Origin of the sequence: Aureimonas sp. OT7, assembly GCF_014844055.1 — a bacterium.
In the GTDB taxonomy this organism is placed as follows: domain Bacteria; phylum Pseudomonadota; class Alphaproteobacteria; order Rhizobiales; family Rhizobiaceae; genus Aureimonas; species Aureimonas altamirensis_A.
Window position 1 is genome coordinate 1,346,805 of sequence record NZ_CP062167.1, and the last position, 19,602, is coordinate 1,366,406.

A 19,602-nucleotide genomic window follows, 5' to 3' on the forward strand; every position below is an offset into this window, starting at 1 on the left:
GCGGTCTATGGTTACTCAGGCTGTCTATTGCCCGGACCGGCCCTGACGCAAGTGCCGATCGCAACGCAAGGGCATCATGTCCGCCAGTCACCGGCCGCCGCCTGCACCACGGCCATCGCCGCCACGGCCGCCGTATCGGCGCGCAGGATGCGCGGGCCGAGGGGGATTGCCGTCACGAAGGGCGCTTGCATCAACATCGAGCGCTCGTCGGCGGAAAAGCCACCCTCCGGGCCGATCAGCAGGGCCAGCGGCCGGCCCGCCAGCGGCGACAGAATGTCCAGTACGCCGGCCTCATCGGCCCGCTCGTCGCAGAAAATGAGCTGGCGGCCGGTATCCCAGTCTTCCAGAAGCCGGGGCAGCCGTACCATGTCGCGACACTCCGCGACGGACAGGATGCCGCATTGCTCTGCCGCCTCGATGGCGTTGGCGCGCATGCGGTCGAGCTTGATACGCGGCGCCTGGCAATGCTGCGTCATCACAGGTTGCAATACGCCGGCGCCCATCTCCACCGCCTTCTGCACCATGTAATCCAGGCGTGCGCTCTTCAGCGGCGCGAACAGGTAGTGCAGGTCGGGTGTCGGCGTCTGCGGCCGGGTCGACCGCTGGACCTCCAGATCGAGCTTCTTCTTCGAAACGGGGGCCAGCCGCGCCAGCCATTCGCCGTCGCGCCCGTTGAACAGCAGCACCGTGTCGCCGGCGCCGAGCCGCATGACGTTCGCCAGGTAGTTGGCTTGTTCCGGCGTCGCAACCACCACCGCACCGTCGGTGAGGGCGTCCCCCACATGAAGGCGCGGGGCCCTGAAATCATAGTCCGGCATGGCCACCTCCAGAACTCTTGTCGCAGGACAGAAACCGAATCGCCGTCCGCCTCGTTTCCATGCGCACATAAGGGCTACGTCGGAACCGGTTCAATCGGAAACGCGGTCGCCTTCAAGGTCGGGCCTCGAGGAGATGGACTTCATGGATCTCGGAATCAGTGGGCGGGTCGCCATCATCACCGGCGGCTCGGGCGGCATAGGCTTCGCCACGGCGAAGCTTCTGGCCCTCGAAGGGGTCAAGCTGGTCCTGTCCGACAGGAAACAACCGGATGTCGACGACGCTGCCGGAATCATCGGCGGCGATACGCTGGCCGTCGCGGCGGACGTGACCAGCCAGGCCGATGTCGACGCACTCGTGGCGCGGACCATCGAAACGTTCGGCACCGTCGACATCGTCGTTCACACGTCCGGCATTACCGGCGGCAAGGGCGATCCGCTGGAGGTGAGCGACGAGGAGTACCGGGAAGCCTGGGACATCGACTTCATGTCGGCCGTGCGCATGGGCCGGGCGGCGATCCCGCAGATGCGGCAGGGCGGCTGGGGCCGGTTCGTATGCATCACATCGGAAAATGCCGTCCAGCCCTATTGGGAAGAGGCCACCTACAACTCCGCCAAGGCCGCGCTGGCCGCGTTCATCAAGGGGCTGTCCTACAGGGAGGCCGCAAACGGCGTCCTGTGCAACACGGTGGCGCCCGCCTTCATCGAGACGCCGATGACGGACGGCATGATGAAGAAGCGCGCGGAAGAGATGAACATCACCTTCGACGAGGCTGTGCGCACCTTCCTGGACGAGGAGCGCCCCGGCATCGTCCAGAAGCGGCGTGGCAAGCCGGAAGAGGTCGCCGCCGCCATCGCCCTTCTGGTGTCGGACCGGGCGTCCTTCATCAACGGCGCCAATCTGCGCGTCGACGGCGGGTCGGTGATGGCGATCCAGAGCTAGCGGTCAACCAAGGCGGGATGGCTCCCGGCCTTCGCCACTAAGACGCGTCGGAAGCGCCGCAATCTCGCTTCCGACGGCATTCTCGGCCATGCGGATGTCATATGAGCTCTGCAGGTTGAGCCAGAATTGTGCGCTTGTCCCGAACCAGTGTCCAAGTCGCAGTGCGGTATCACCAGAGATGCCGCGCTGCCCCTTGATGATCTGCGTAATCCGGTTTGTCGGAACATCGAGCTGCCGCGACAACTCGCTCGCGGACACTCCAAGCTCGTTCAATTCGTCGGCAAGTAGTTCGCCTGGTGTATCGGTGGACGAGCCATGATGCCGCTCCTTAATGATAATCGACGATTTCGACCATCGATGGCCCGGTTGAGTCCGCAGGCCATTCGAAACAAATCCGCCATTTCGGATTGATGCGAATAGAGAATTGGCCCGAGCGCCCGCCCTTCAAACCCTCTAACCTGTTGCTGGGCAGTTGACCCAACTCCGCCAGACTGATGGCCGCATCCAATATCTCCAGCCGTTTCCATGCCTGCCGCTCGAAGCTCTGGAACGCGAATGTTTACGCCGGCGGCAAAATCTACCGTTCGCCTGTCTCTGTAGCTCAGGATCATAAGAGCATTTAGTCAGACTTACGCCTTACGTCAGACGTAAATCACGTAGACGCCGCTGCCGCAACGCAGTTTACCGCTAAGCTGTATCTGGACGACGCCGCTGCCCCGCCACAGGGGCAGGGCCGGGTGGTTACTCGACGCTTTTGGGTGGTACCGGGTCGGATGCCGGAAAGGTATCTTCCAGCGCGTCGTCAAGGCAGGCTTCCTCGCCGTCACTGTCTTTCGATGGGGTTTCGCGCTCCACCTTGTCGCTGCGGAAGCGGTTTTCCTCTTCCGTCTCGCGCTCCACGCGGTTGACTTCGCTCATAGTGCACTCCCTCTGGATTTTGCCTTTGGGTCAGGAACGGCCGTTGGACGCCCCCGTTCCCGCCGCCAACGCCGCACCCAGCCTGTCGGCGTCCGCCTGCGAGAAGGCGCAGAGCACGATGCGGGTAAAGCCGCCGCCATCCGCCGCTTCCAGGCAGGCCTGTACGGCAATCCTGGCAGCGTCATCCTTGGGATAGCCGTAGATGCCCGTCGAGATGGATGGAAACGCGATGCTGCGTACCCCGTTTTGCCGGGCCAGCGTGAAGGCGTTGCGATAGGCATTGGCCAGGAGCTGCGGCTCGCCGTGTCCGCCGCCGTGCCACACCGGCCCCACGGTGTGGACCACACGGCGCGCGGGCAGGCGGTAGCCGAAGGTGATGCGGGCCTCGCCCGTGGGACAGCCGCCGATGCTGCGGCATTCTTCCAGAAGCTCGGGCCCGGCCGCACGGTGGATGGCGCCGTCCACGCCACCGCCACCCAGGAGGCTTTCATTCGCCGCGTTGACGATGGCATCCACCGAGAGTTGCGTAATATCCCCGACGAGAACCTCGATCCCGGTCCCGTTGCGTGTCGTCTTCATGACCCTTCTCCCTTGTGCGTCCTCACATGCTTGGCACCGCGGCAAGCGTGGACTTGCTCTCGGTCCTTCTTTAGGTGCATTCCAGGGTAGTGAAGAAATGGGAGGTCGGGAGCGTCATGACCATAGCCATGCCGAAGCCGGACCGGGAGGTCCTGTCGCGACGGGAGGCCATCGTGGCCGCGCTGCGGGCGATCGTGCCGGGCGAGGGCGTCGTCGACGCGACCAACGAGATGCGCGTCTTCGAGACCGACGCGCTGACGGCCTATCGCCAGTTGCCGCTTGTCGTGGTGCTGCCGGAGACGGTGGAGCAGGTGGCCGCCGTGCTGAAATATTGCCATGGCGAGGGCATCAAGGTGGTGCCGCGCGGCTCCGGCACCTCACTGTCAGGCGGGGCGCTGCCGCTGGAGGACGGTGTGCTGCTGGTCCTGTCGCGCTTCAACCGCATCCTGGAAGTGGATTTCGACAATCGCTGCGCCGTCGTGCAGCCGGGTGTCACCAATCTCGGCATCACCCGCGCGGTCGAGCATGCCGGCTTCTACTACGCGCCGGACCCGTCTTCGCAGATCGCCTGTTCCATCGGCGGCAACGTCGCCGAAAATTCGGGCGGGGTGCATTGCCTGAAATACGGGCTTACCGCCAACAACCTCCTGGGGATCGAGTTCGTGACCATCGAGGGCGAGGTAATCCGGCTCGGCGGCAAGCATCTCGACAGCGAGGGCTATGACCTGATCGGGCTGATGACGGGCTCGGAAGGGCTTCTGGGCGTGGTAACGGAAGTCACCGTGCGCATATTGCAGGCGCCGGAAACGGCGCGCGCCGTGCTGATCGGCTTTCCGACCAGCGAAGAAGCGGGCGCCGCCGTTGCGGCCATCATCGCCAAGGGCATCATCCCCGGCGGCATGGAGATGATGGACAGGCCGGCCATCCATGCGGCGGAAGATTTCGTCCATGCCGGCTACCCGCTGGACGTGGAGGCGCTGCTGATCGTCGAGCTGGATGGCCCCGAGGCGGAATGCAGCCATCTGCTGCAGGAGGTGGAGGCCATTGCCCGGGCCAATGGCGCCACCACGGCGCGCGTGTCGCAATCGGCGGAAGAACGCGCCGCCTTCTGGGCCGGGCGCAAGGCGGCCTTCCCCGCCGTGGGGCGCATTTCGCCCGACTATCTGTGCATGGACGGCACCATCCCGCGCAAGGAACTGCCGCGCGTGCTGGCCGGCATGAAGGCGCTTTCGGATAAGTACCGGCTGCGCGTCGCCAATGTGTTCCATGCCGGCGACGGCAACCTGCACCCGCTGATCCTGTACGATGCGTCGAAGGACGACGAGCTGCAGCGCGCCGAGGATTTCGGTGCCGACATCCTGCGCCTGTGCGTGGAGGTGGGCGGCGTCCTGACGGGCGAGCATGGCGTCGGCATAGAAAAGCGCGACCTGATGCCCGAGATGTTCGGCGAGGACGATCTGCGCCACCAGCAGCGCGTCAAATGCGCCTTCGACGACAAGCATCTTCTTAACCCCGGCAAGGTCTTTCCCGTGCTGCACCGCTGCGCCGAACTGGGCCGCATGCATGTGCACCGGGGCCAGGTGCCCTTTCCCGACCTGCCAAGATTTTGACCGAGCCCATGCTGAACACGCAACGCAAGATCATTCGCCCCGACACGGCCGAAGGCGTGCGCGATGCCGTGCAGGCCGCTTTGGCCGACGCCGCGCCGCTGGCGGTGGAAGGCACCGGCAGCAAGGCCGCCATCGGCAAGCCGGTGCAGGCCGCGGCGACGCTGTCGACGGCGGGGCTTTCGGGCATCACCCTTTACGAGCCGGAAGAGCTGGTGCTGTCGGCAAGGGCCGGCACGCCCATGGCCGAGATCGAAGCCGCCTTGCAGGCGCGCGGCCAGCGGCTGGAGTTCGAGCCCATCGATTACGGGCCGCTGCTTGGCCAGCCGGCGGGAGAGGGCACGCTGGGCGGCACCATTTCGTGCAACCTTTCGGGCCCGCGCCGCATCAAGCAGGGCGCGGCGCGCGACCATATATTAGGGATCGCCGCCGTTTCGGGCCGGGGCGAAATCTACCGCGCCGGCGGGCGCGTGGTGAAGAACGTGACGGGCTACGACCTGTCGAAGGGCATGACGGGGGCGTGGGGCACGCTGTCCATCCTGACCGATATCACCATCAAGGTGATGCCGGACGCGGAGACCGAAACGACACTGGTTCTGCGCAACCTGCAGGACGACGAGGCCGCTGGCGCGCTGTCGGCTGCCATGGGCTCGTCGGCCGAGGCGTCCGGCGCGGCGCATCTGCCCTACGGGGTTGCGGCCGGCGTTCTGGACGGGCGCTTCGGCAAGCAGGCGGCGACATTGGTGCGGCTGGAAGGCTTCGGCCCATCCGTTGCGGCGCGGGCCGGGCATCTGGCCCAGGCGATGGAGCGGGTCGGCGCCGTGGAGCGGCTGGAGCGGGACGAATCCCGGTTGTTGTGGCGGCAGGTGCGCGATGTGGCGCCCTTTGCCGGGCCCGACCACCGCGCCGTGTGGCGGCTGTCCGTGACGCCGACGCGCGGACCGGAGATCGTCATGGCGCTGCGCATGCACATGGCGGCGGATGCACTGTACGATTGGCAATGCGGGCTGATCTTCCTGCGGCTCGAGCACGGGGTGGAGGCGGAGCGGATCCGCGCCGTGATCGCGCAGCATGGCGGCGGCCACGCGACACTGGTGCGGGCCGGGCTGGACGAGCGCCTGTCGACGCCCGTCTTCCAGCCGCAGCCACCGGCGCTTGCGGCGCTGTCGCAAAGGCTGCGCGCGCAGTTCGACCCGCAATCCATTCTCAACCCCGGCAGGATGGGCTGACGCCATGCAGACACATTTTTCTCTGGCGCAGCTTGCCAACCCCGATGTCGCGCATTCGGAAGAAATCATCCGCAAGTGCGTGCATTGCGGCTTCTGCACCGCGACGTGCCCCACCTATGTCACCCTGGGGAACGAGCTCGACAGTCCGCGGGGGCGCATTTACCTCATCAAGGATATGCTGGAAAACGGCCGCCCCGCCGATACGCAGATCGTCACCCATATCGACCGCTGCCTGTCCTGCCTGTCCTGCATGACGACCTGCCCTTCGGGCGTCAATTACATGCATCTGGTGGACCATGCCCGCGCCCATATCGAGGAAACCTACCGCCGCCCGCTGCCCGACAGGCTCATCCGCGCCATGCTGGCCAAGGTGCTGCCCTATCCGGCGCGCTTCCGCGCCGCGCTGAAGCTGGCCGCCCTTGGCCGGCCCTTCGCGTCCCTTCTGGACAAGGCCGGGCCGCTGCGCCCGCTGGCCGCCATGCTGCGCCTTGCGCCGACATCGGTGCCTGCGGCCGCGCCCGGCCAGGCCCCGGGCATGCGGGCCGAGGGTGCGGCCAGCGGCCCGGCGCATGGCAAGCGTGTGGCGCTGCTGTCGGGTTGCGCGCAATCGGTGCTGGACCCCGGCATCAACGCCGCCACCACGCGCCTTCTGAACCGGCTGGGCGTCGAGGTGGTGATACCGCGCGGCGAGGGCTGCTGCGGATCGCTGACCCACCATATGGGCCGCGAGGACGAGGCGCTGGCCTCCGCCCGCCGCAATGTGGACGCGTGGACGCGTGCCATGGGCGAGGGCGGGCTGGACGCCATCATCGTCACCACGTCGGGCTGCGGCACGACCATCAAGGATTACGGCCACATGCTGCGGCTGGACCCGGCCTATGCCGACAAGGCGAAGGCCGTTTCCGCGCTGGCCAAGGACGTGACGGAGTTTCTAGCCACGCTCGACCTGCCGGCCCCGGCGAGGCCCGGCAGCGCGGTGGTGGCCTATCACTCGGCCTGCTCGATGCAGCATGGGCAGCGCATCACCAGGGCGCCGAAAGAGCTTTTGAAAAAGGCCGGCTATATCGTGCGCGATGTGCCGGAAGGGCATTTGTGCTGCGGCTCGGCCGGCACCTACAACATGCTGCAGCCGGAGATTTCGGCGCGGCTGCGGGACCGCAAGGTGCGCAATATCGAAAGCGTCGCGCCGGACCTGATAGCAACCGGCAATATCGGCTGCATGACGCAGATCGGCTCGGGCACGGGCATCCCGATCCTGCATACGGTGGAATTGCTGGATTGGGCCTATGGCGGCGCGCGGCCCGAAAAGCTGGCCGGCCAGCCGGCGGCCGTGGCGGCGGAATAGGCTCCGCCGCCTGGACTGCTGCCTCAGCCGCCGAAGATGTTGGCGAGGAAGCCGGGCTGCTTGTACCGGCCCACGGCTTTCTCTGTGTAGACGGCATCGCGGCCTGCGCCGCCGGGGCCGATCACCACCACCTTGGTGCCGGGCGATACGTTTTCGTAAAGATGGCTGACATCCTCGTTCATCATGCGGATGCAGCCGGACGACATGTTCTGGCCGATGGTCCAGGGCTGGTTCGTGCCGTGGATGCGGAACAGCGAATCCTTGCCGCCGCGATACAGGTACAGGGCCCGCGCGCCCAGCGGGTTGTTGGGGCCGCCTTCCATGTAGGCCGGCAGGATGCGGCCCTTGGCGCGCTCACGCTCGCGCATGCGGGCAGGGGGCGTCCAGCCCGGCCACTCGGCCTTGCGGCCAACGCTCATCGCGCCACCCCAGGAAAATCCTTCCTTGCCGACGCCCACGCCGTAGCGGGTGGCCTTGCCGTCGGCATGGACGTGGTAAAGGAACTTGCGGTCGGTATCGATGATGATCGTGCCAACCTTCTCACGCGTGGATATCAGCACCGGCGTGCGCGCAAAGCGCTTGTCCGGCGCGGGCATGGCGCGGGTTTCGCGCGCGCCCTGTACCCAGCGCTGCTCGGTATGGTCGTAGTAACGGGTGGTCTGTGCTGCTGCGGGCAGGGCGCTGCCGAGGGCGGCAAGCGAAACCAGAACGGCCCCGGCAAGGCGAAGATTCTTCATCTGCAATCCCCCATGGAAGGGGCAGGCGCGCCCCGTGAGGGACAAGAATAGGACGATCAACTTATAGTTGCTTTGCCGAGTTTGGATTTCGGCGGAATTGCGACAGGCTGTTGCCGGCAAGGCACATTGCGCCAAAAGGCCCGCGCGATTTTTGGCGAGGGGGCGGAAGCGCGGACGAACCCGCCCCACCGCCAACCTCTAATAGTAGTTCACTTCCCAATCCGCGAGGGCGTGCTGGATGCACTCCCTTGCGAGCTCAAGCCGCATCCGGTTGAGTTGCGACTGGCGGATCTGCCAACGGCGCTCGGCTGCGGTTTTCACCAGCTTGCGTGCGACGAAAAGCAGGTCTTCGGGAACGATTCTGTGGGCGATGCCCGTGAATGCGTCCACCGGCAGGAGATAGCCGTCTTCCGTCTCGATGAGACGTCCGGGGATAAGCCTCCATTCGCCGGTCTTGAACCGGACGTGCATTACCGCATCGCGATTTCGATGGGTGATGCAGACGGTGGAGGAAATATGTTAGAGGCTGGATTAGCCATGATGCTCGAAACCTCCTGGGTTAAATGAGCGTTACGGTTAGGCCCGGTGTGGGAGCCGCTAACTCCCCATCGGGCCGATTGATTTATAGAACATAAGCCATCGTCTTGGAAAGCGAGAAGTTGCGATGACTCCATGTCGCAACCCGTTCGCGGCTGCTGCGTTATGCGGTGGCCCCTGTTGGGGTGGCTTTTGTATGGGCCGATGATTCGAGTTTTTCGGGGATGGAAGAACCAGTGAAGACGCTTCTGCCTTTTGCCTTGCTCGCAACGCTGGCGCTTGCCGCCTGCGGCGACGACCAGAACAACAACGCGGCCGGCACCCCGCCGCCCCCGCCTGCGGCCACCACCGAGACGGCGCCACCGCCGCCTGCGCGGTCTGAGGCCGAGCAGGAAGCGCGTGAGGCAGGCCAGGCGATCGAGGATGCGGCCCGCCAGTCGGGCGATGCCATCGGCGCGGCTGCCCGCGACCTGCAGGAGCGCGCCGGCCCGGCCATGGAGCGTGCCCGCCAGGAAGGCGCCGAGGCGCTTGAGAATGCCAGGCAGGGCATCAACAATCTGACGCGCAGCGCGGCTTGCCAGACGGCGCGCGCCGCCAACGACGCCGAGGGCATCGCGGCCAACTGCGGATGACGATGCTGCCGGAAACGGCATGGCGAAAGGCGGCGCGGCTTTTGCTCGCCGCCTTTTTCGCGTTGGCGGGCATCGCGCACTTCGCTTATGCCGACGCTTTCGCCCGGATCGTCCCGCCGATCGTTCCCGCGCCTGTCCTTGTCGTGCAACTGACCGGAGTGGCCGAACTTGCCGGCGCCTTCGGGCTTCTGACGGGGCGCTTCCACCGCGCCGCGGGCATCGCGCTTGCGCTTTATTGTCTGTGCGTCTGGCCGGCGAATTTCTACCACGCGCTTATCGACTGGCGCAGCGGCACCGGCCTGCCGATGGCGTACCATGCCCTCCGCTTACCGCTCCGACCGCTCCTCATCGCTTGGTGTCTTTGGGTTGGTGGGAGTGTGCGGGAGAGGTAATGCTGGTATGGACTAAGAGGTCGTCTGAAGGTGTGTGCAACGAGTGCGAGGGGCCAAATGACGGAGCTTGTTCGACGTGACAAAGCGGAGGCGGGCGATAGTTTGAATCGACAAAGGGACGCTGCCTTGCGACTGCTCCCGGTCACAGTCGCATTGGGCGGCAATTCACGACGAAAGCTGCTCGAAAGTGTCCGGGCGTCTCCCGCCGCCAAAGCGGGGCCGGGCGCGGCCCGCGGCCAGGACTTCCTCTACGACGATGGCGGTTTGCCGGAATAATCGCGGTTTATATTTTTGGTTCTGATGGCGAGATCATAATTGCAATTTGCATGGCAGCCGGCGCGTCGATCAACGCGTCTTCGATCACTCCATGCGTCGCCTTTGCGGACCGGCGACACAGTAGTGTTCTCTATAGCCTGCGTGGAAGCCTCACGCAGGCGGTACAGAGGCCTGCATCAACGCGATGCCTGCTCCTGGGGGTTCTGAGACACGCGCCAGATGGTGTTGGACAGGTCGTCGGCGATCAGCAGGATCCGCTTGTTCGGATCGAAGGTGACTCCCACCGGGCGGCCCCGCGTCTCGCCGCCTTCGATGTGGAAGCCGGTCGCGAAATCCACAGGGTCGCCTGCCGGCTGGCCCTGTTCGAACGGCACCCACGTGACCTTGTATCCCGACGGATCCTGACGGTTCCAGCTTCCATGTTCGCCGATAAAGGCGCCCTGGGCGAAGTCTCCGCCAAAGCCATTATCCGTCGTGAACGACAGTCCCAGGGCCGCAACGTGTGAGCCGAGCGCGTAATCCGGCGCGATGGCCGTATCGACGAGTTCGGGCTTCTGCGGATGAACGCGCGGATCGAGGTTCTTGCCCCAATAGCTGTATGGCCAGCCATAGAACGCGCCATCGCGCACCGATGTCAGATAATCCGGCACCAGTTGGGGCCCGAGCTCGTCGCGCTCGTTTACCACGGCCCATAGACTGTTGGTCGTCGGCTCGATCGCCAGAGCCGTCGGATTGCGGATGCCACGGGCAATCGTGCGGGTTGCGCCGGTCAGGCGATCGATCTCCCAGACGACGGCCCGCTCTTCCTCCACGTCCATGCCCCGTTCGCCGACATTGCTGTTCGAGCCGATGCCGACATAGAGCTTCGAGCCGTCGGCGCTGGCCGCGAGCGACTTCGTCCAATGGTGGTTGATTGCCGAAGGCAGCTTGGCCACTTCCTCGCCCGGCGCGGTAATCTCCGTCTGCCCCTCCTGGTAGGGGAAGCGCATAAGCGCATCCTGATTGGCGACGTAGACGGCGCCGTCGACGAAGGCCAAACCGTAGGGCGCGTTCAGATTGTCGATGAAGACAGTTCTGATTTCCGGCGTACCGTCATTATTGGCATCGCGCAGAAGGGTAATGCGGTTGCCGCTCTGAACCTGCGTGTTGCCCTGCTTCTTGATGTAGCCGGCGATCACGTCTTTCGGGCGAAGCGCCGGCGCGTTGCCGCCACGCCCTTCTGCAACCAGAATATCGCCGTTTGGTAGAACGAGCATCTGCCGGGGGATCAGAAGGTCGCTCGCCAATGCGTTGATGGTGAACCCTTCCGGCACGGTCGGAACCTCGCCGTTCCACCCGGCGGGCTCGGCGATCTTCATCGGCGGTATCAGCGTTTCATTCACCGCCGGCAGATCGGGCGTTGCTCCGACCTCGTTGAGGGAGGGGTCGCTTTCGCTGCAGCCCGTCAGCGCCAATGCTGCAACCGCGGTCATCAGGAATGTTCGGGTCATCGGGCGGCTTCCAAGCGTGTGGTTCGGGAAAAGAACATCCAGCCTGCGACAAGCGCGAGGATGGTGGTGACAGCCGACAGGCCAACGCCCACAGTGCCGACGGAGCTCCACGCATCCCGCGCATGATGGAACGCGTTGACGAGACCAAGAACCCACATGAGAGCGACGACTGCGAAGTAGAGAAGGCGGCTGCCGCTGTCGGCGCGGCGGAGCTTCAAGAGCCAGTCGACAAGCGCCCAGGCGGCTACCAATCCACCGAACACGAGGGCTCCGGCAATCGCCCAGCTCGCGAAGTTGGTCCACTGGATTTCGGCGGTGTTGAGGTAGGCAATATCCGCCGCGAGCGCCGTCGCGAAAAGGGCTACCGGAAAGCTGAGCAGGATGCCGTGTATGGCCCTGGAGAAGGACCTCCCGCCGTCGATAGTATGGGTCATGCGCAACTCCGGTGCTTTCGCCTGAAACAAACCGGCGATCGATCTGTTCCAACGGTCACACTGCAGGACGGCACCATTTCTGCGATGCGATGCGGCGCTAACCCGAAGCCTGTACGTCCGCCCCGTTTGCCATCCCATGCACGGCCCGGCGGGCATAGGTCCTGGGCGCTGCGCCGACCTCCCGCGAAAAGGCTACGCTGAACGTGCTTTGCGAGCTGTAGCCGACGCGCCGGGCAACGTCCCCAACGGCCGGGCTGTCGGCGCTCCGCAGCAGATCCTTGGCCAGGGCCATCCGCCATTTTAGCAGGTAGTCCATCGGCGCAACGCCGACCTCGCGCCGGAAGCGGTCGTAGAAGCTGGATCGCGACAACGCCGCCTCGCGCGCCAGCTCGCCCACCGTCCAGGGCCGGGCCGGTTCGCCATGCATCCGGCGCAGGGCCGGCGCCAGCCTTTCGTCCGAAAGGCCGCGCAACAGGCCGGGGGCAGGGGATGACAGCTTCGTCGTGCGAAACGCCTCGATCAGCAGTACCTGCAACAGATGCCCCAGCACCACGTCGCGGCCCGGCCTTTGGCCGCGCGCCTCCGCGTTCAACAGCTCGACCAGCATGGTCAGCCGCCGCTCTCCGCGCACGATGACCAGATCGGGAAGCAGCGAGACGAGCAGCGCCGAATCGTCGGAGCCGAAGGTGCAGGTGCCGACCAGCATGCGCGTGTCGGGCGTCCCCTGCGGCCCGATGCGGAAGACGCCGGGGCCGAGTTCCAGCGGCTCTGTCGTGCGCCCACCCTCGGGCGGAATACGGCTGGTTACCTGCAACGCGTCCGTCGCCGGCAGAAGAACGAAATCGCCCGCATGCAGCCGCTCGGGCGCGCGGCCGCCGGCCGCCAGGGTGACTTCGCCCTCCAGAAGGGCGGCATAAAACGGCTTGTCGTGCGGCGGGCGCACCGCCCAGCGACCGCTGGCCGTCACCATCTTGGCGAAGGAGGCACGGGGTTTCAGAAGGGCGATCACCTCGGCGAGCGGATCAATCACGGGTTGGACGGTCTCCAATGTCTTGCGGACGATGAAACGTAGAACGTCCGGCGTGCAGCGTCTATCTCCCCCTCAGGCAACGCAAGGACAGAGAGAAAGCCCATGCAAACCGTATTCATCACCGGTAGCTCTACCGGGTTCGGCCGCGAGATCGCCCTGCGCTTCCTGAACGAGGGTTGGAACGTCGTCGCCACGATGCGCGACCCCGCCGCCAGCACGCTGCCCGAATCCGACAGGCTGCGCGTCCTGCCGCTGGATGTGACGGATGCCCGCAGCATCCACGATGCGGTGGCCAAGGCCGGCCCGATCGACGTTCTCGTCAACAATGCCGGCATCGGCTGGCTGAATGCCGTGGAAGGCACGCCGCTGGACATGGCGCGCCACATCTTCGAAACCAACACGCTGGGAACCATCGCGACAATGCAGGCGGTGCTGCCCGCCATGCGCGAGCGGCGCTCCGGCGTGATCGTGAATGTCAGCTCCAGCACCACGCTTGCGCCGATGGCGCTGTTGTCGGTCTACGCCGCAAGCAAGGCGGCGGTGAACATGCTGACGCAATCGGCCGCGCTGGAGCTGGCCGAGTTCGGCATCCGGGCGCGCGTCGTGCTGCCGGGGGCGGCGCCCACCACCAGCTTCGGCAACAGCGCCCGGGCGCTGATCGGCCGGAATGGCGGTTTCCCGGAAGCCTATGGAGATTTCGTCGGCAAGACGATGGAGGCCATGCAGCAGCATGCGGCGGGCCCCGTCACCACGGCGGAGGATGTCGCCGAGGCCGTGTTGCGCGCCGCGACCGACCCGGATTGCCCCATGATGCTGCCGGCCGGCGCCGATGCCAAGGCGCTGGCCGCCAGGGACTGACGCGTCGATCCCGCAGGCAAACGGCGCTTGCGCCTTGCCGCGCCCCGCCGGGCGCGGCATCTTCGTAACCTGTGAGCGATGAGTTGCCGGCGGGCGGGGCGCTGAACGACAGTTATTTCGAGGCCGATGTCTGCCGCAATTGCGGGGCGACATTGACGGGCCCCTATTGCCAGGCCTGCGGGCAGAAGAAGGCCGACCGCTTCGGCCGCGCCCATCTGAAGGACGAGATCTGGCAGAAGCTGCGCTGGTTCGAGGCGGAGATGCTGAAGGCCGCCTTCAACGTGTCGCTGCGGCCGGGCCGGGTGGCGCGGGATTATGTGCTGGGCCAGCGCAAGGCGCATGTGCACCCTTTGAAACTGCTTCTGGCCGCCATCGTCATCCTGCTCATCGTCATCGCACAGACGGGTTACCTGGAAGCCGGCGATACACGCCTGTCCAGGGCGCTGGAACTGGTGCGCGCCTGGTCGAAATGGTCGTTCTCGCTCGGCATCGTCGCGGTGCTGATCGCTTCCAACCTCGTCTTCCGGCGGCGACAGGGCTTCAACTTCTTCGAGCATCTGGTGCTGGCGACCTATGTGCAGTTCGTCATCATCGTCGCCAACATCATCAACCTGTCGCCCTTGTTGCTGCACACCGGGCCTGACCTCGTGGCACGGCACCGTCAACTGACGGGCCTCTATATGGATTGGGTGGAGGCCGGCATCGTCTTCCTTGCCTTCGGGCAGTTCTTTGCCGTCGACTGGCGGCGGCAATGGTGGTGGCCGGCCATCGGCGCGGCCGTCTTCTATGTCGCCAAGGAAGGGCTGCTCTATCTCTATGCGCGCGCGGTGATCCGTATCGTCATCGCGCAACTTCGCTGACTGGTCGGTTCCGCGTGGGAGGACGCCTTATGAAGACCCTGTTTGCCTGCGGGCTCGTTGCCGGCCTTGCTGCATCTGTGCCCGGCGCAGGGGCCGCACCGCGAAGCCCGTTTCCGACGAAGGCGGACAGCGAAATCTGCGATCCGATCTTCGCCCGTCTGGCCGAGGCGGAGCAGGGCATGCTGATGGCGCAGGCGCAGGATCCGGCGCCGCCGCAGCAATCCACCCCGGCCGGGGAAGGCGATGCCGCCGGCTTAAGCGAAGGGGAACTGGCAACGGAGCTCAGCGCCATGCTGCAGGCCTGCTCCTACGAGGGCAAGGCGCTGGCGGTCGACCCGAAAGCCCTGACCGCGCCCGAACAACCGGGCGGGGTGGAGGCCGTTGGCGCCATCATGCGCTTTACCGGCCTGCCGCAGAATTTCCGCATCATGGAAGGCGACGTGCCCAATGCCGCGGCGATGATCGTGCTGGGGCCGGACGGCATCCCGCAACGGGTGATCGCCTATAATGCCGGCTTCATGGAAGAGGTGCGCACCGCCACGCGCGATAATAACTGGTCGCCGCTGTCGATCATGGCGCACGAGATCGGCCATCATCTTTCGGGCCACACGATGGTGCCGGGCGGCAGCCAGCCCCCCACCGAGCTGGAGGCCGACACATTCTCCGGCTTCGTGCTGTTCAAGATGGGCGCGGCGCTGCCCGATGCGCAGATCGCGATCCGGGCACTCATCCCCGAGGCCGATGGGCCGACCCATCCGGGCCGGGCAAAGCGGCTTGCCGCCATCGAGGCGGGGTGGACTCAGTCCTGCGAGCAGCAGGGCGGGCCATGCGACGGCGCATCCGACGTGACGGTGGCCGCCGTTGAAACCGCGCCGGCGTTGGCCCCGGAACCGCAGGCCGGGCCGGCCGGCATGCCGGATATACCCGGCGCGGGGCAGATCATGATGCCGGATGAGGCGCGCCGCATGCGCGAGGCCGATGCCGGCCGTCAATCGCAGGTCGACAGGATGCCGCGCCTGGGCGCGGAGGCGACGCCCGCCAAGTTCGACCGGTTCGTCTATGACGAGCTCGGCATCTTCGGGCCGTCCATCCGCGACCGATTGCAGGATACGGCCTTCCGCTTCGCCGCAGCGGCCAATGTGGAAATCGTCACCATCGTCGCGCGCGATCTGCAGGGCCGCACGGCCGACGAATATGCGCTGGATGCCATGCGGCAGCTGCGCGTGGGCAAGCTGGATGTCGGCAACGGGGCCGTGCTGGTGGTGGCTCCGGAGGCGGGGCAGGCGGGCGTGGCGCTCGGCCCCGGCCTGTTGGTGCAGTACGATACGGTGGAGCCGCTGCGCACCTACCTGCAATCCTATATCGACCTCGTCGCCGCAGGCGCGCAGCCACGGACCGCCAGCCAGGTGCTGGCGGATGCCGCATACCGCATCATGCGCGATGCACGCGCGCTGGAATGGGATGTGCGCTATGGCACGCTGGATGCCATGACGGCCCAGACGGGGTCCACCGCGCGCCGACTGGTGGCCGTGGACGCCACCATCATTTCGACCGCGCCGGACCGGGGCGACAGCACGCTCGGCATCAACGAGCCGATGACGCGCTACACCGGCCCGGCGCTGCATGCGCGCACGCAAGGCGGGCAGGACCTCATTCTCTACGTCAACCCGAACGTCCCGGCGCTGATGCCGGTGCCACTGGAAGAGGGGAAGCGTTACCGCTTCATCGCCCGCAACAGTTTGCTGATCCAGGATACGCCGCAACTGGATCTGATCAGCTACGATCTTCTCCAATAGGAGTAGGCGGAAACGTCGATCACAGAAACATGATGAACAAGTCATAATTTAGAGGCGTTCTTCGTTGAGTGCCGCAATCCCGCCATCGTAAGCCCGGTCCGAGGGTCGATCGCGAAGGGGTTGGGCGATGTCGAAGCAAAGCGCATTTATCCGCTATCTGGCGGGCGGGGCGTGTATCCTGGCGCTGGCGCATGGCACGTCCGCCCAAGCGCAGCAGATCGACTCGGTGCTGTTGGACGAGGTTGTCGTGCAGGGCGCAGGGCAGGGCGGCAACGGCCTGCCGGCCACCGGAACGGTTGGCCAGCCGCCCGCGCCCTATGCCGGCGGGCAGGTGGGGTCCGGCGCCCGGCTGGGCATGCTGGGCAATCGCAGCTTCATGGAAACGCCCTTCAACATAACCGGCTACACCGACGAGTTGATCCGCGACCAGCAGGCGCGCACGCTGGCGGATGTGGTGCTGAACGACCCATCGGTGCGCAACGACGCCCCGGCCTTCAGCGAGCGCGACGCCTTCTTTATCCGCGGTTTTTCGGTGACCAATCTGGATACGGCCTATGACGGGCTGTTCTATATCGCCAATCCCCGGCGCAGCTATCTGGAGGGGATCGAGCGGGTCGAGATCCTGAAAGGCCCGTCCACCCTTCTCAATGGTGGCGTCGGCCGTGTGGGCGGCAGCATCAACCTCGTGCCGAAACGGGCGGGCGATACGCCGCTGACGCGGCTCACCACCACTTACATCAGCGATTCGCAAGTCTGGCCGCATTTCGATATCGGCCGGCGCTACGGCCCGACGGGAGAGTGGGGCATCCGCGTCAACGGATCGTACCGCGCGGGCGATACCACGCTGGATCGCAACGACATCCAGCTCGGCGTCGGCGCGGTGGGGCTGGACTATCGGGGCGAGCGCCTGCGCGCATCGCTCGATCTCAACTATTCCAACCAGCAGATCGATGCACCGACATCCCTGTTCAACGGCGCGGTGCCCGGCATCACCATTCCGCGCGCGCCGGACGGCAGCATCAACACCGCCAACTCGTTCGAATATATCGACAGCGTGCACCAGATGGCGGCCGGGCGCATCGAATACGACATCTTCGACAATACCACGCTGTATATCGCCGGTGGCGCAAGCCGCTACCGGGAGGACTTCCTCACCTCGTCCTACCTGATCCAGGACGAGAACGGTGACGCCACCGCCACGCTGGCCATCCAGCCGCAGAAGATCCAGGGCTTCACCGGCGAGGTCGGCGCACGGTCCGCGTTCGAGACCGGGGCCGTGGGCCATCAGTTGAACGTCTCGGCCTCGCAGGCGCTGAACGAAAATTACCGTGGCGGCTTTGCGCGCGTCGTGCTGCCGAGCTTCCCGACCAATATCTACGACCCTACCTTCTTCGTCGGCGGGCCGATCGACACCAGCGCATTCCCGCGCGCCAGCGGCCGGCCGAAATTCGCCGACCTGCAGCTCACCAGCATCGCACTCACCGATACGCTGTCCATGTTCGACGACCGCTTCCAGTTGACGCTGGGCGGGCGCTACCAGGATATCCGCTCGCGCGGCTTCTCCACCGTGCCGGGCCCGACGCTGGGCGAACGCAACTACTACTACAGCGATTCCCGACTGAGCCCGGCCGTGGCCGCCCTGGTGCGCGTGACCGACAGCCTGTCGGTGTATGGCAACTACGTGGAATCGCTGACGGAGGGGCCCATCGCCCCGGCCACCGCGGCCAATGCCAACGAAATCTTCGCACCGGTGGTGAACGACCAGAAGGAAGTCGGCGTCAAATACGATTTCGGCTTCATGGCGGTGACCGCGTCCCTGTTCGAGATCACGCAGGCCAGCGGCTTCACCGACCCGGTCACCCGGATATTCTCGGTCGGCGGCCGGCAGGTCAATCGCGGCCTGGAGCTGAATGTCTTCGGCGAGGTGGCGGACGGCGTGCGGCTGCTGGGCGGCGTCACGCTGCTCGATGCCGAGCTGGAGCGCACCGCCGGCGGCCGCTTCGACGGCAATGACGTGCCGGGCGTCGCCAATGTCGCCTTCAACCTCTACGGCGAATACGACATCAACTGGCTGACGCCCGGTCTGACGCTGACGGGCCGCGTCATCCATACGGGCAGCACCTGGTACGACCAGGCGAACACGCAGAAGATCGACGACTGGACGCGCGTCGATGCGGGCCTGCGCTACGCCTTCACCGGACCCTACGACAAGCCGGTGGAACTGCGCGCCAATGTGGAGAACCTGTTCGGCGAGGATTACTGGGCCTCGTCGGCACGCGGTTTCCTGGCGGCGGGTGCATCGCGCACCTTCACGGTCTCTGCCGCGTTCGAGTTCTAGGATCGTCGGCGGCGGCGAAGATCCACCGATATCGGCGGGCCGTCCGATGCAGGGCGGCCCGCCTTTTTCACATTAACGGCTGACGACCTCGAAGCCGCCATAGATCATCCGCTTGCCGTCGAAGGGCATGGGATTGTCTTCCCCGCTGTTTTCCATCTCGGTGAAGACAGCCTTCAGGCCGCTATCCCTCGTGGCCTTGTCCGGCCACTCGATCCACGAGAAGCATACGGTCTCGTCCGGCTTCGCCTGCACGGAGCGCTGGAAGTCGGTCACCTTGCCGGGCGGCACATCGAGGCCCCAGCACTCGACATGCCGTGTCGCGCCATGTTTCAGGAAGAACGGCGCGGCCTTGCGGCAATGGTCGACGAATGTGTCCTTGCCAGCCGTCGGCACGGCCAGCACGAAGCCGTCGACATAGCCGAATGCGCCGCCGGGCCCCTCATCCACCACCGGGTCGAAGCCGCCGAAGATCATCCGCTTGCCGTCGAAGGCCATGTCGGACATGTCCATGCGCGGGTCTTCCATCATCTTCGCTTCGCCGGCATCGCGCGTTGCCTTGTCGGGCCATTCGATCCAGCCGAAGCCGACAAGTTCGTCGTTCCGGGCGTCCACCGATCGGTAGAAATCCGTCAGCTTGCCGTGCGGCACGTCGTCGCTGACCGCATCCACGACGGATTGCGCGCCGAACTCCCGGAAGAAGGGCACCGACTGGCGTGCCTGCTCGATGAAGCGTTCGCGCTTGCCAGGCAGGACGGGAAGCACGCATCCGACGATATAGGGCATGGT

The 19,602-nt window shown here is 65.7% G+C and carries 22 protein-coding genes; 11 read left to right on the forward strand and 11 right to left on the reverse strand.

Annotation, left to right across the window (positions count from 1 at the left end):
• Window positions 1–74 precede the first annotated feature (74 nt).
• Window positions 75–818, reverse strand: a complete 744-nt coding sequence (locus IGS74_RS06505) for a 16S rRNA (uracil(1498)-N(3))-methyltransferase (RefSeq protein ID WP_192390273.1) — start codon at window positions 816–818, stop codon at window positions 75–77.
• A gap of 142 nt (window positions 819–960) precedes the next feature.
• Between IGS74_RS06505 and IGS74_RS06510 the strand changes: the two genes are divergently transcribed.
• Window positions 961–1,758 (forward strand): SDR family oxidoreductase, encoded by a 798-nt coding sequence (locus tag IGS74_RS06510; protein WP_192390275.1) that lies wholly within the window; start codon window positions 961–963, stop codon window positions 1,756–1,758.
• A 3-nt stretch (window positions 1,759–1,761) separates the two neighbouring features.
• On the opposite strand, the gene IGS74_RS06515 is transcribed toward IGS74_RS06510, so the two are convergent.
• The 4 genes from IGS74_RS06515 to IGS74_RS06530 form a co-directional block, all read right to left on the reverse strand.
• Window positions 1,762–2,016 (reverse strand): HigA family addiction module antitoxin, encoded by a 255-nt coding sequence (locus IGS74_RS06515; RefSeq protein WP_246723009.1) that lies wholly within the window; start codon window positions 2,014–2,016, stop codon window positions 1,762–1,764.
• Between the two features lie 70 nt (window positions 2,017–2,086).
• Window positions 2,087–2,266, reverse strand: a complete 180-nt coding sequence (locus tag IGS74_RS20235) for a type II toxin-antitoxin system RelE/ParE family toxin (RefSeq protein WP_348641887.1) — start codon at window positions 2,264–2,266, stop codon at window positions 2,087–2,089.
• Between the two features lie 233 nt (window positions 2,267–2,499).
• Window positions 2,500–2,676: a hypothetical protein gene (locus IGS74_RS06525; RefSeq protein WP_192390277.1), complete on the reverse strand. Its 177-nt coding sequence runs from the start codon at window positions 2,674–2,676 to the stop codon at window positions 2,500–2,502.
• 30 nt (window positions 2,677–2,706) lie between these two features.
• On the reverse strand, window positions 2,707–3,255 hold the full coding sequence (locus IGS74_RS06530) for an O-acetyl-ADP-ribose deacetylase (protein WP_192390279.1): 549 nt from the start codon (window positions 3,253–3,255) through the stop codon (window positions 2,707–2,709).
• A 116-nt stretch (window positions 3,256–3,371) separates the two neighbouring features.
• On the opposite strand from IGS74_RS06530, the gene IGS74_RS06535 reads away from it, so the two are divergent.
• From IGS74_RS06535 to glcF, 3 genes are read left to right on the forward strand one after another with little or no spacing between them, the layout of a single operon-like run.
• Window positions 3,372–4,865 (forward strand): FAD-linked oxidase C-terminal domain-containing protein, encoded by a 1,494-nt coding sequence (locus IGS74_RS06535; protein WP_039188673.1) that lies wholly within the window; start codon window positions 3,372–3,374, stop codon window positions 4,863–4,865.
• Window positions 4,866–4,873: 8 nt separating this feature from the next.
• Complete coding sequence (locus IGS74_RS06540) at window positions 4,874–6,091, forward strand: FAD-binding protein (RefSeq protein WP_039188675.1); 1,218 nt, start codon at window positions 4,874–4,876, stop codon at window positions 6,089–6,091.
• Window positions 6,092–6,095: 4 nt separating this feature from the next.
• Complete coding sequence (gene glcF / locus IGS74_RS06545) at window positions 6,096–7,436, forward strand: glycolate oxidase subunit GlcF (protein ID WP_192390281.1); 1,341 nt, start codon at window positions 6,096–6,098, stop codon at window positions 7,434–7,436.
• A gap of 23 nt (window positions 7,437–7,459) precedes the next feature.
• Here glcF and IGS74_RS06550 read toward each other — a convergent pair whose 3' ends face one another.
• Together IGS74_RS06550 and IGS74_RS06555 are read right to left on the reverse strand one after the other, a co-directional pair.
• Window positions 7,460–8,173, reverse strand: a complete 714-nt coding sequence (locus tag IGS74_RS06550; RefSeq protein WP_192390283.1) for a L,D-transpeptidase — start codon at window positions 8,171–8,173, stop codon at window positions 7,460–7,462.
• Between the two features lie 198 nt (window positions 8,174–8,371).
• Window positions 8,372–8,644, reverse strand: coding sequence for a hypothetical protein (locus IGS74_RS06555; protein WP_192390285.1), 273 nt, complete (start codon window positions 8,642–8,644; stop codon window positions 8,372–8,374).
• Between the two features lie 302 nt (window positions 8,645–8,946).
• On the opposite strand from IGS74_RS06555, the gene IGS74_RS06560 reads away from it, so the two are divergent.
• The 3 genes from IGS74_RS06560 to IGS74_RS20240 are packed head-to-tail and all read left to right on the forward strand — an operon-like array spanning window position 8,947 to window position 10,010.
• Window positions 8,947–9,342, forward strand: coding sequence for a hypothetical protein (locus tag IGS74_RS06560; RefSeq protein ID WP_192390287.1), 396 nt, complete (start codon window positions 8,947–8,949; stop codon window positions 9,340–9,342).
• On the forward strand, window positions 9,339–9,734 hold the full coding sequence (locus IGS74_RS06565) for a DoxX family membrane protein (RefSeq protein WP_246723012.1): 396 nt from the start codon (window positions 9,339–9,341) through the stop codon (window positions 9,732–9,734). The genes IGS74_RS06560 and IGS74_RS06565 overlap by 4 nt, the downstream gene beginning before the upstream one ends.
• Before the next feature lie 24 nt (window positions 9,735–9,758).
• The gene (locus tag IGS74_RS20240) at window positions 9,759–10,010 is read left to right on the forward strand and encodes a type II toxin-antitoxin system prevent-host-death family antitoxin (RefSeq protein ID WP_246723124.1); all 252 of its coding nucleotides are present in this window, start codon (window positions 9,759–9,761) and stop codon (window positions 10,008–10,010) included.
• Window positions 10,011–10,186: 176 nt separating this feature from the next.
• Here the strand turns inward: IGS74_RS20240 and IGS74_RS06570 are convergent, their stop codons facing one another.
• From IGS74_RS06570 to IGS74_RS06580, 3 genes are all read right to left on the reverse strand, one after another.
• Window positions 10,187–11,500, reverse strand: coding sequence for a sorbosone dehydrogenase family protein (locus IGS74_RS06570; RefSeq protein ID WP_192390289.1), 1,314 nt, complete (start codon window positions 11,498–11,500; stop codon window positions 10,187–10,189).
• Window positions 11,497–11,934, reverse strand: a complete 438-nt coding sequence (locus IGS74_RS06575; RefSeq protein ID WP_192390291.1) for a DUF2231 domain-containing protein — start codon at window positions 11,932–11,934, stop codon at window positions 11,497–11,499. The genes IGS74_RS06570 and IGS74_RS06575 overlap by 4 nt, the downstream gene beginning before the upstream one ends.
• 97 nt (window positions 11,935–12,031) lie before the next feature.
• A complete protein-coding gene (locus IGS74_RS06580; RefSeq protein ID WP_192390293.1) occupies window positions 12,032–12,964 on the reverse strand; it encodes an AraC family transcriptional regulator in 933 nt (310 codons plus the stop codon).
• Between the two features lie 102 nt (window positions 12,965–13,066).
• Here IGS74_RS06580 and IGS74_RS06585 point away from each other — a divergent pair, with 102 nt between their 5' ends.
• The 4 genes from IGS74_RS06585 to IGS74_RS06600 all read left to right on the forward strand — a co-directional run bounded on the left by IGS74_RS06585 (window position 13,067) and on the right by IGS74_RS06600 (window position 18,816).
• Entirely contained in the window at window positions 13,067–13,822 is a 756-nt protein-coding gene (locus tag IGS74_RS06585) for an SDR family oxidoreductase (RefSeq protein ID WP_192390295.1), read from the forward strand.
• 71 nt (window positions 13,823–13,893) lie between these two features.
• Window positions 13,894–14,682: a DUF3667 domain-containing protein gene (locus IGS74_RS06590; protein ID WP_192390297.1), complete on the forward strand. Its 789-nt coding sequence runs from the start codon at window positions 13,894–13,896 to the stop codon at window positions 14,680–14,682.
• A 29-nt stretch (window positions 14,683–14,711) separates the two neighbouring features.
• A complete protein-coding gene (locus tag IGS74_RS06595; protein ID WP_192390299.1) occupies window positions 14,712–16,478 on the forward strand; it encodes a TPM domain-containing protein in 1,767 nt (588 codons plus the stop codon).
• A 127-nt stretch (window positions 16,479–16,605) separates the two neighbouring features.
• Window positions 16,606–18,816, forward strand: coding sequence for a TonB-dependent siderophore receptor (locus tag IGS74_RS06600; protein WP_192390301.1), 2,211 nt, complete (start codon window positions 16,606–16,608; stop codon window positions 18,814–18,816).
• Between the two features lie 72 nt (window positions 18,817–18,888).
• Here IGS74_RS06600 and IGS74_RS06605 read toward each other — a convergent pair whose 3' ends face one another.
• Window positions 18,889–19,599 (reverse strand): DUF1428 domain-containing protein, encoded by a 711-nt coding sequence (locus IGS74_RS06605; protein WP_192390303.1) that lies wholly within the window; start codon window positions 19,597–19,599, stop codon window positions 18,889–18,891.
• Window positions 19,600–19,602: the final 3 nt, after the last annotated feature.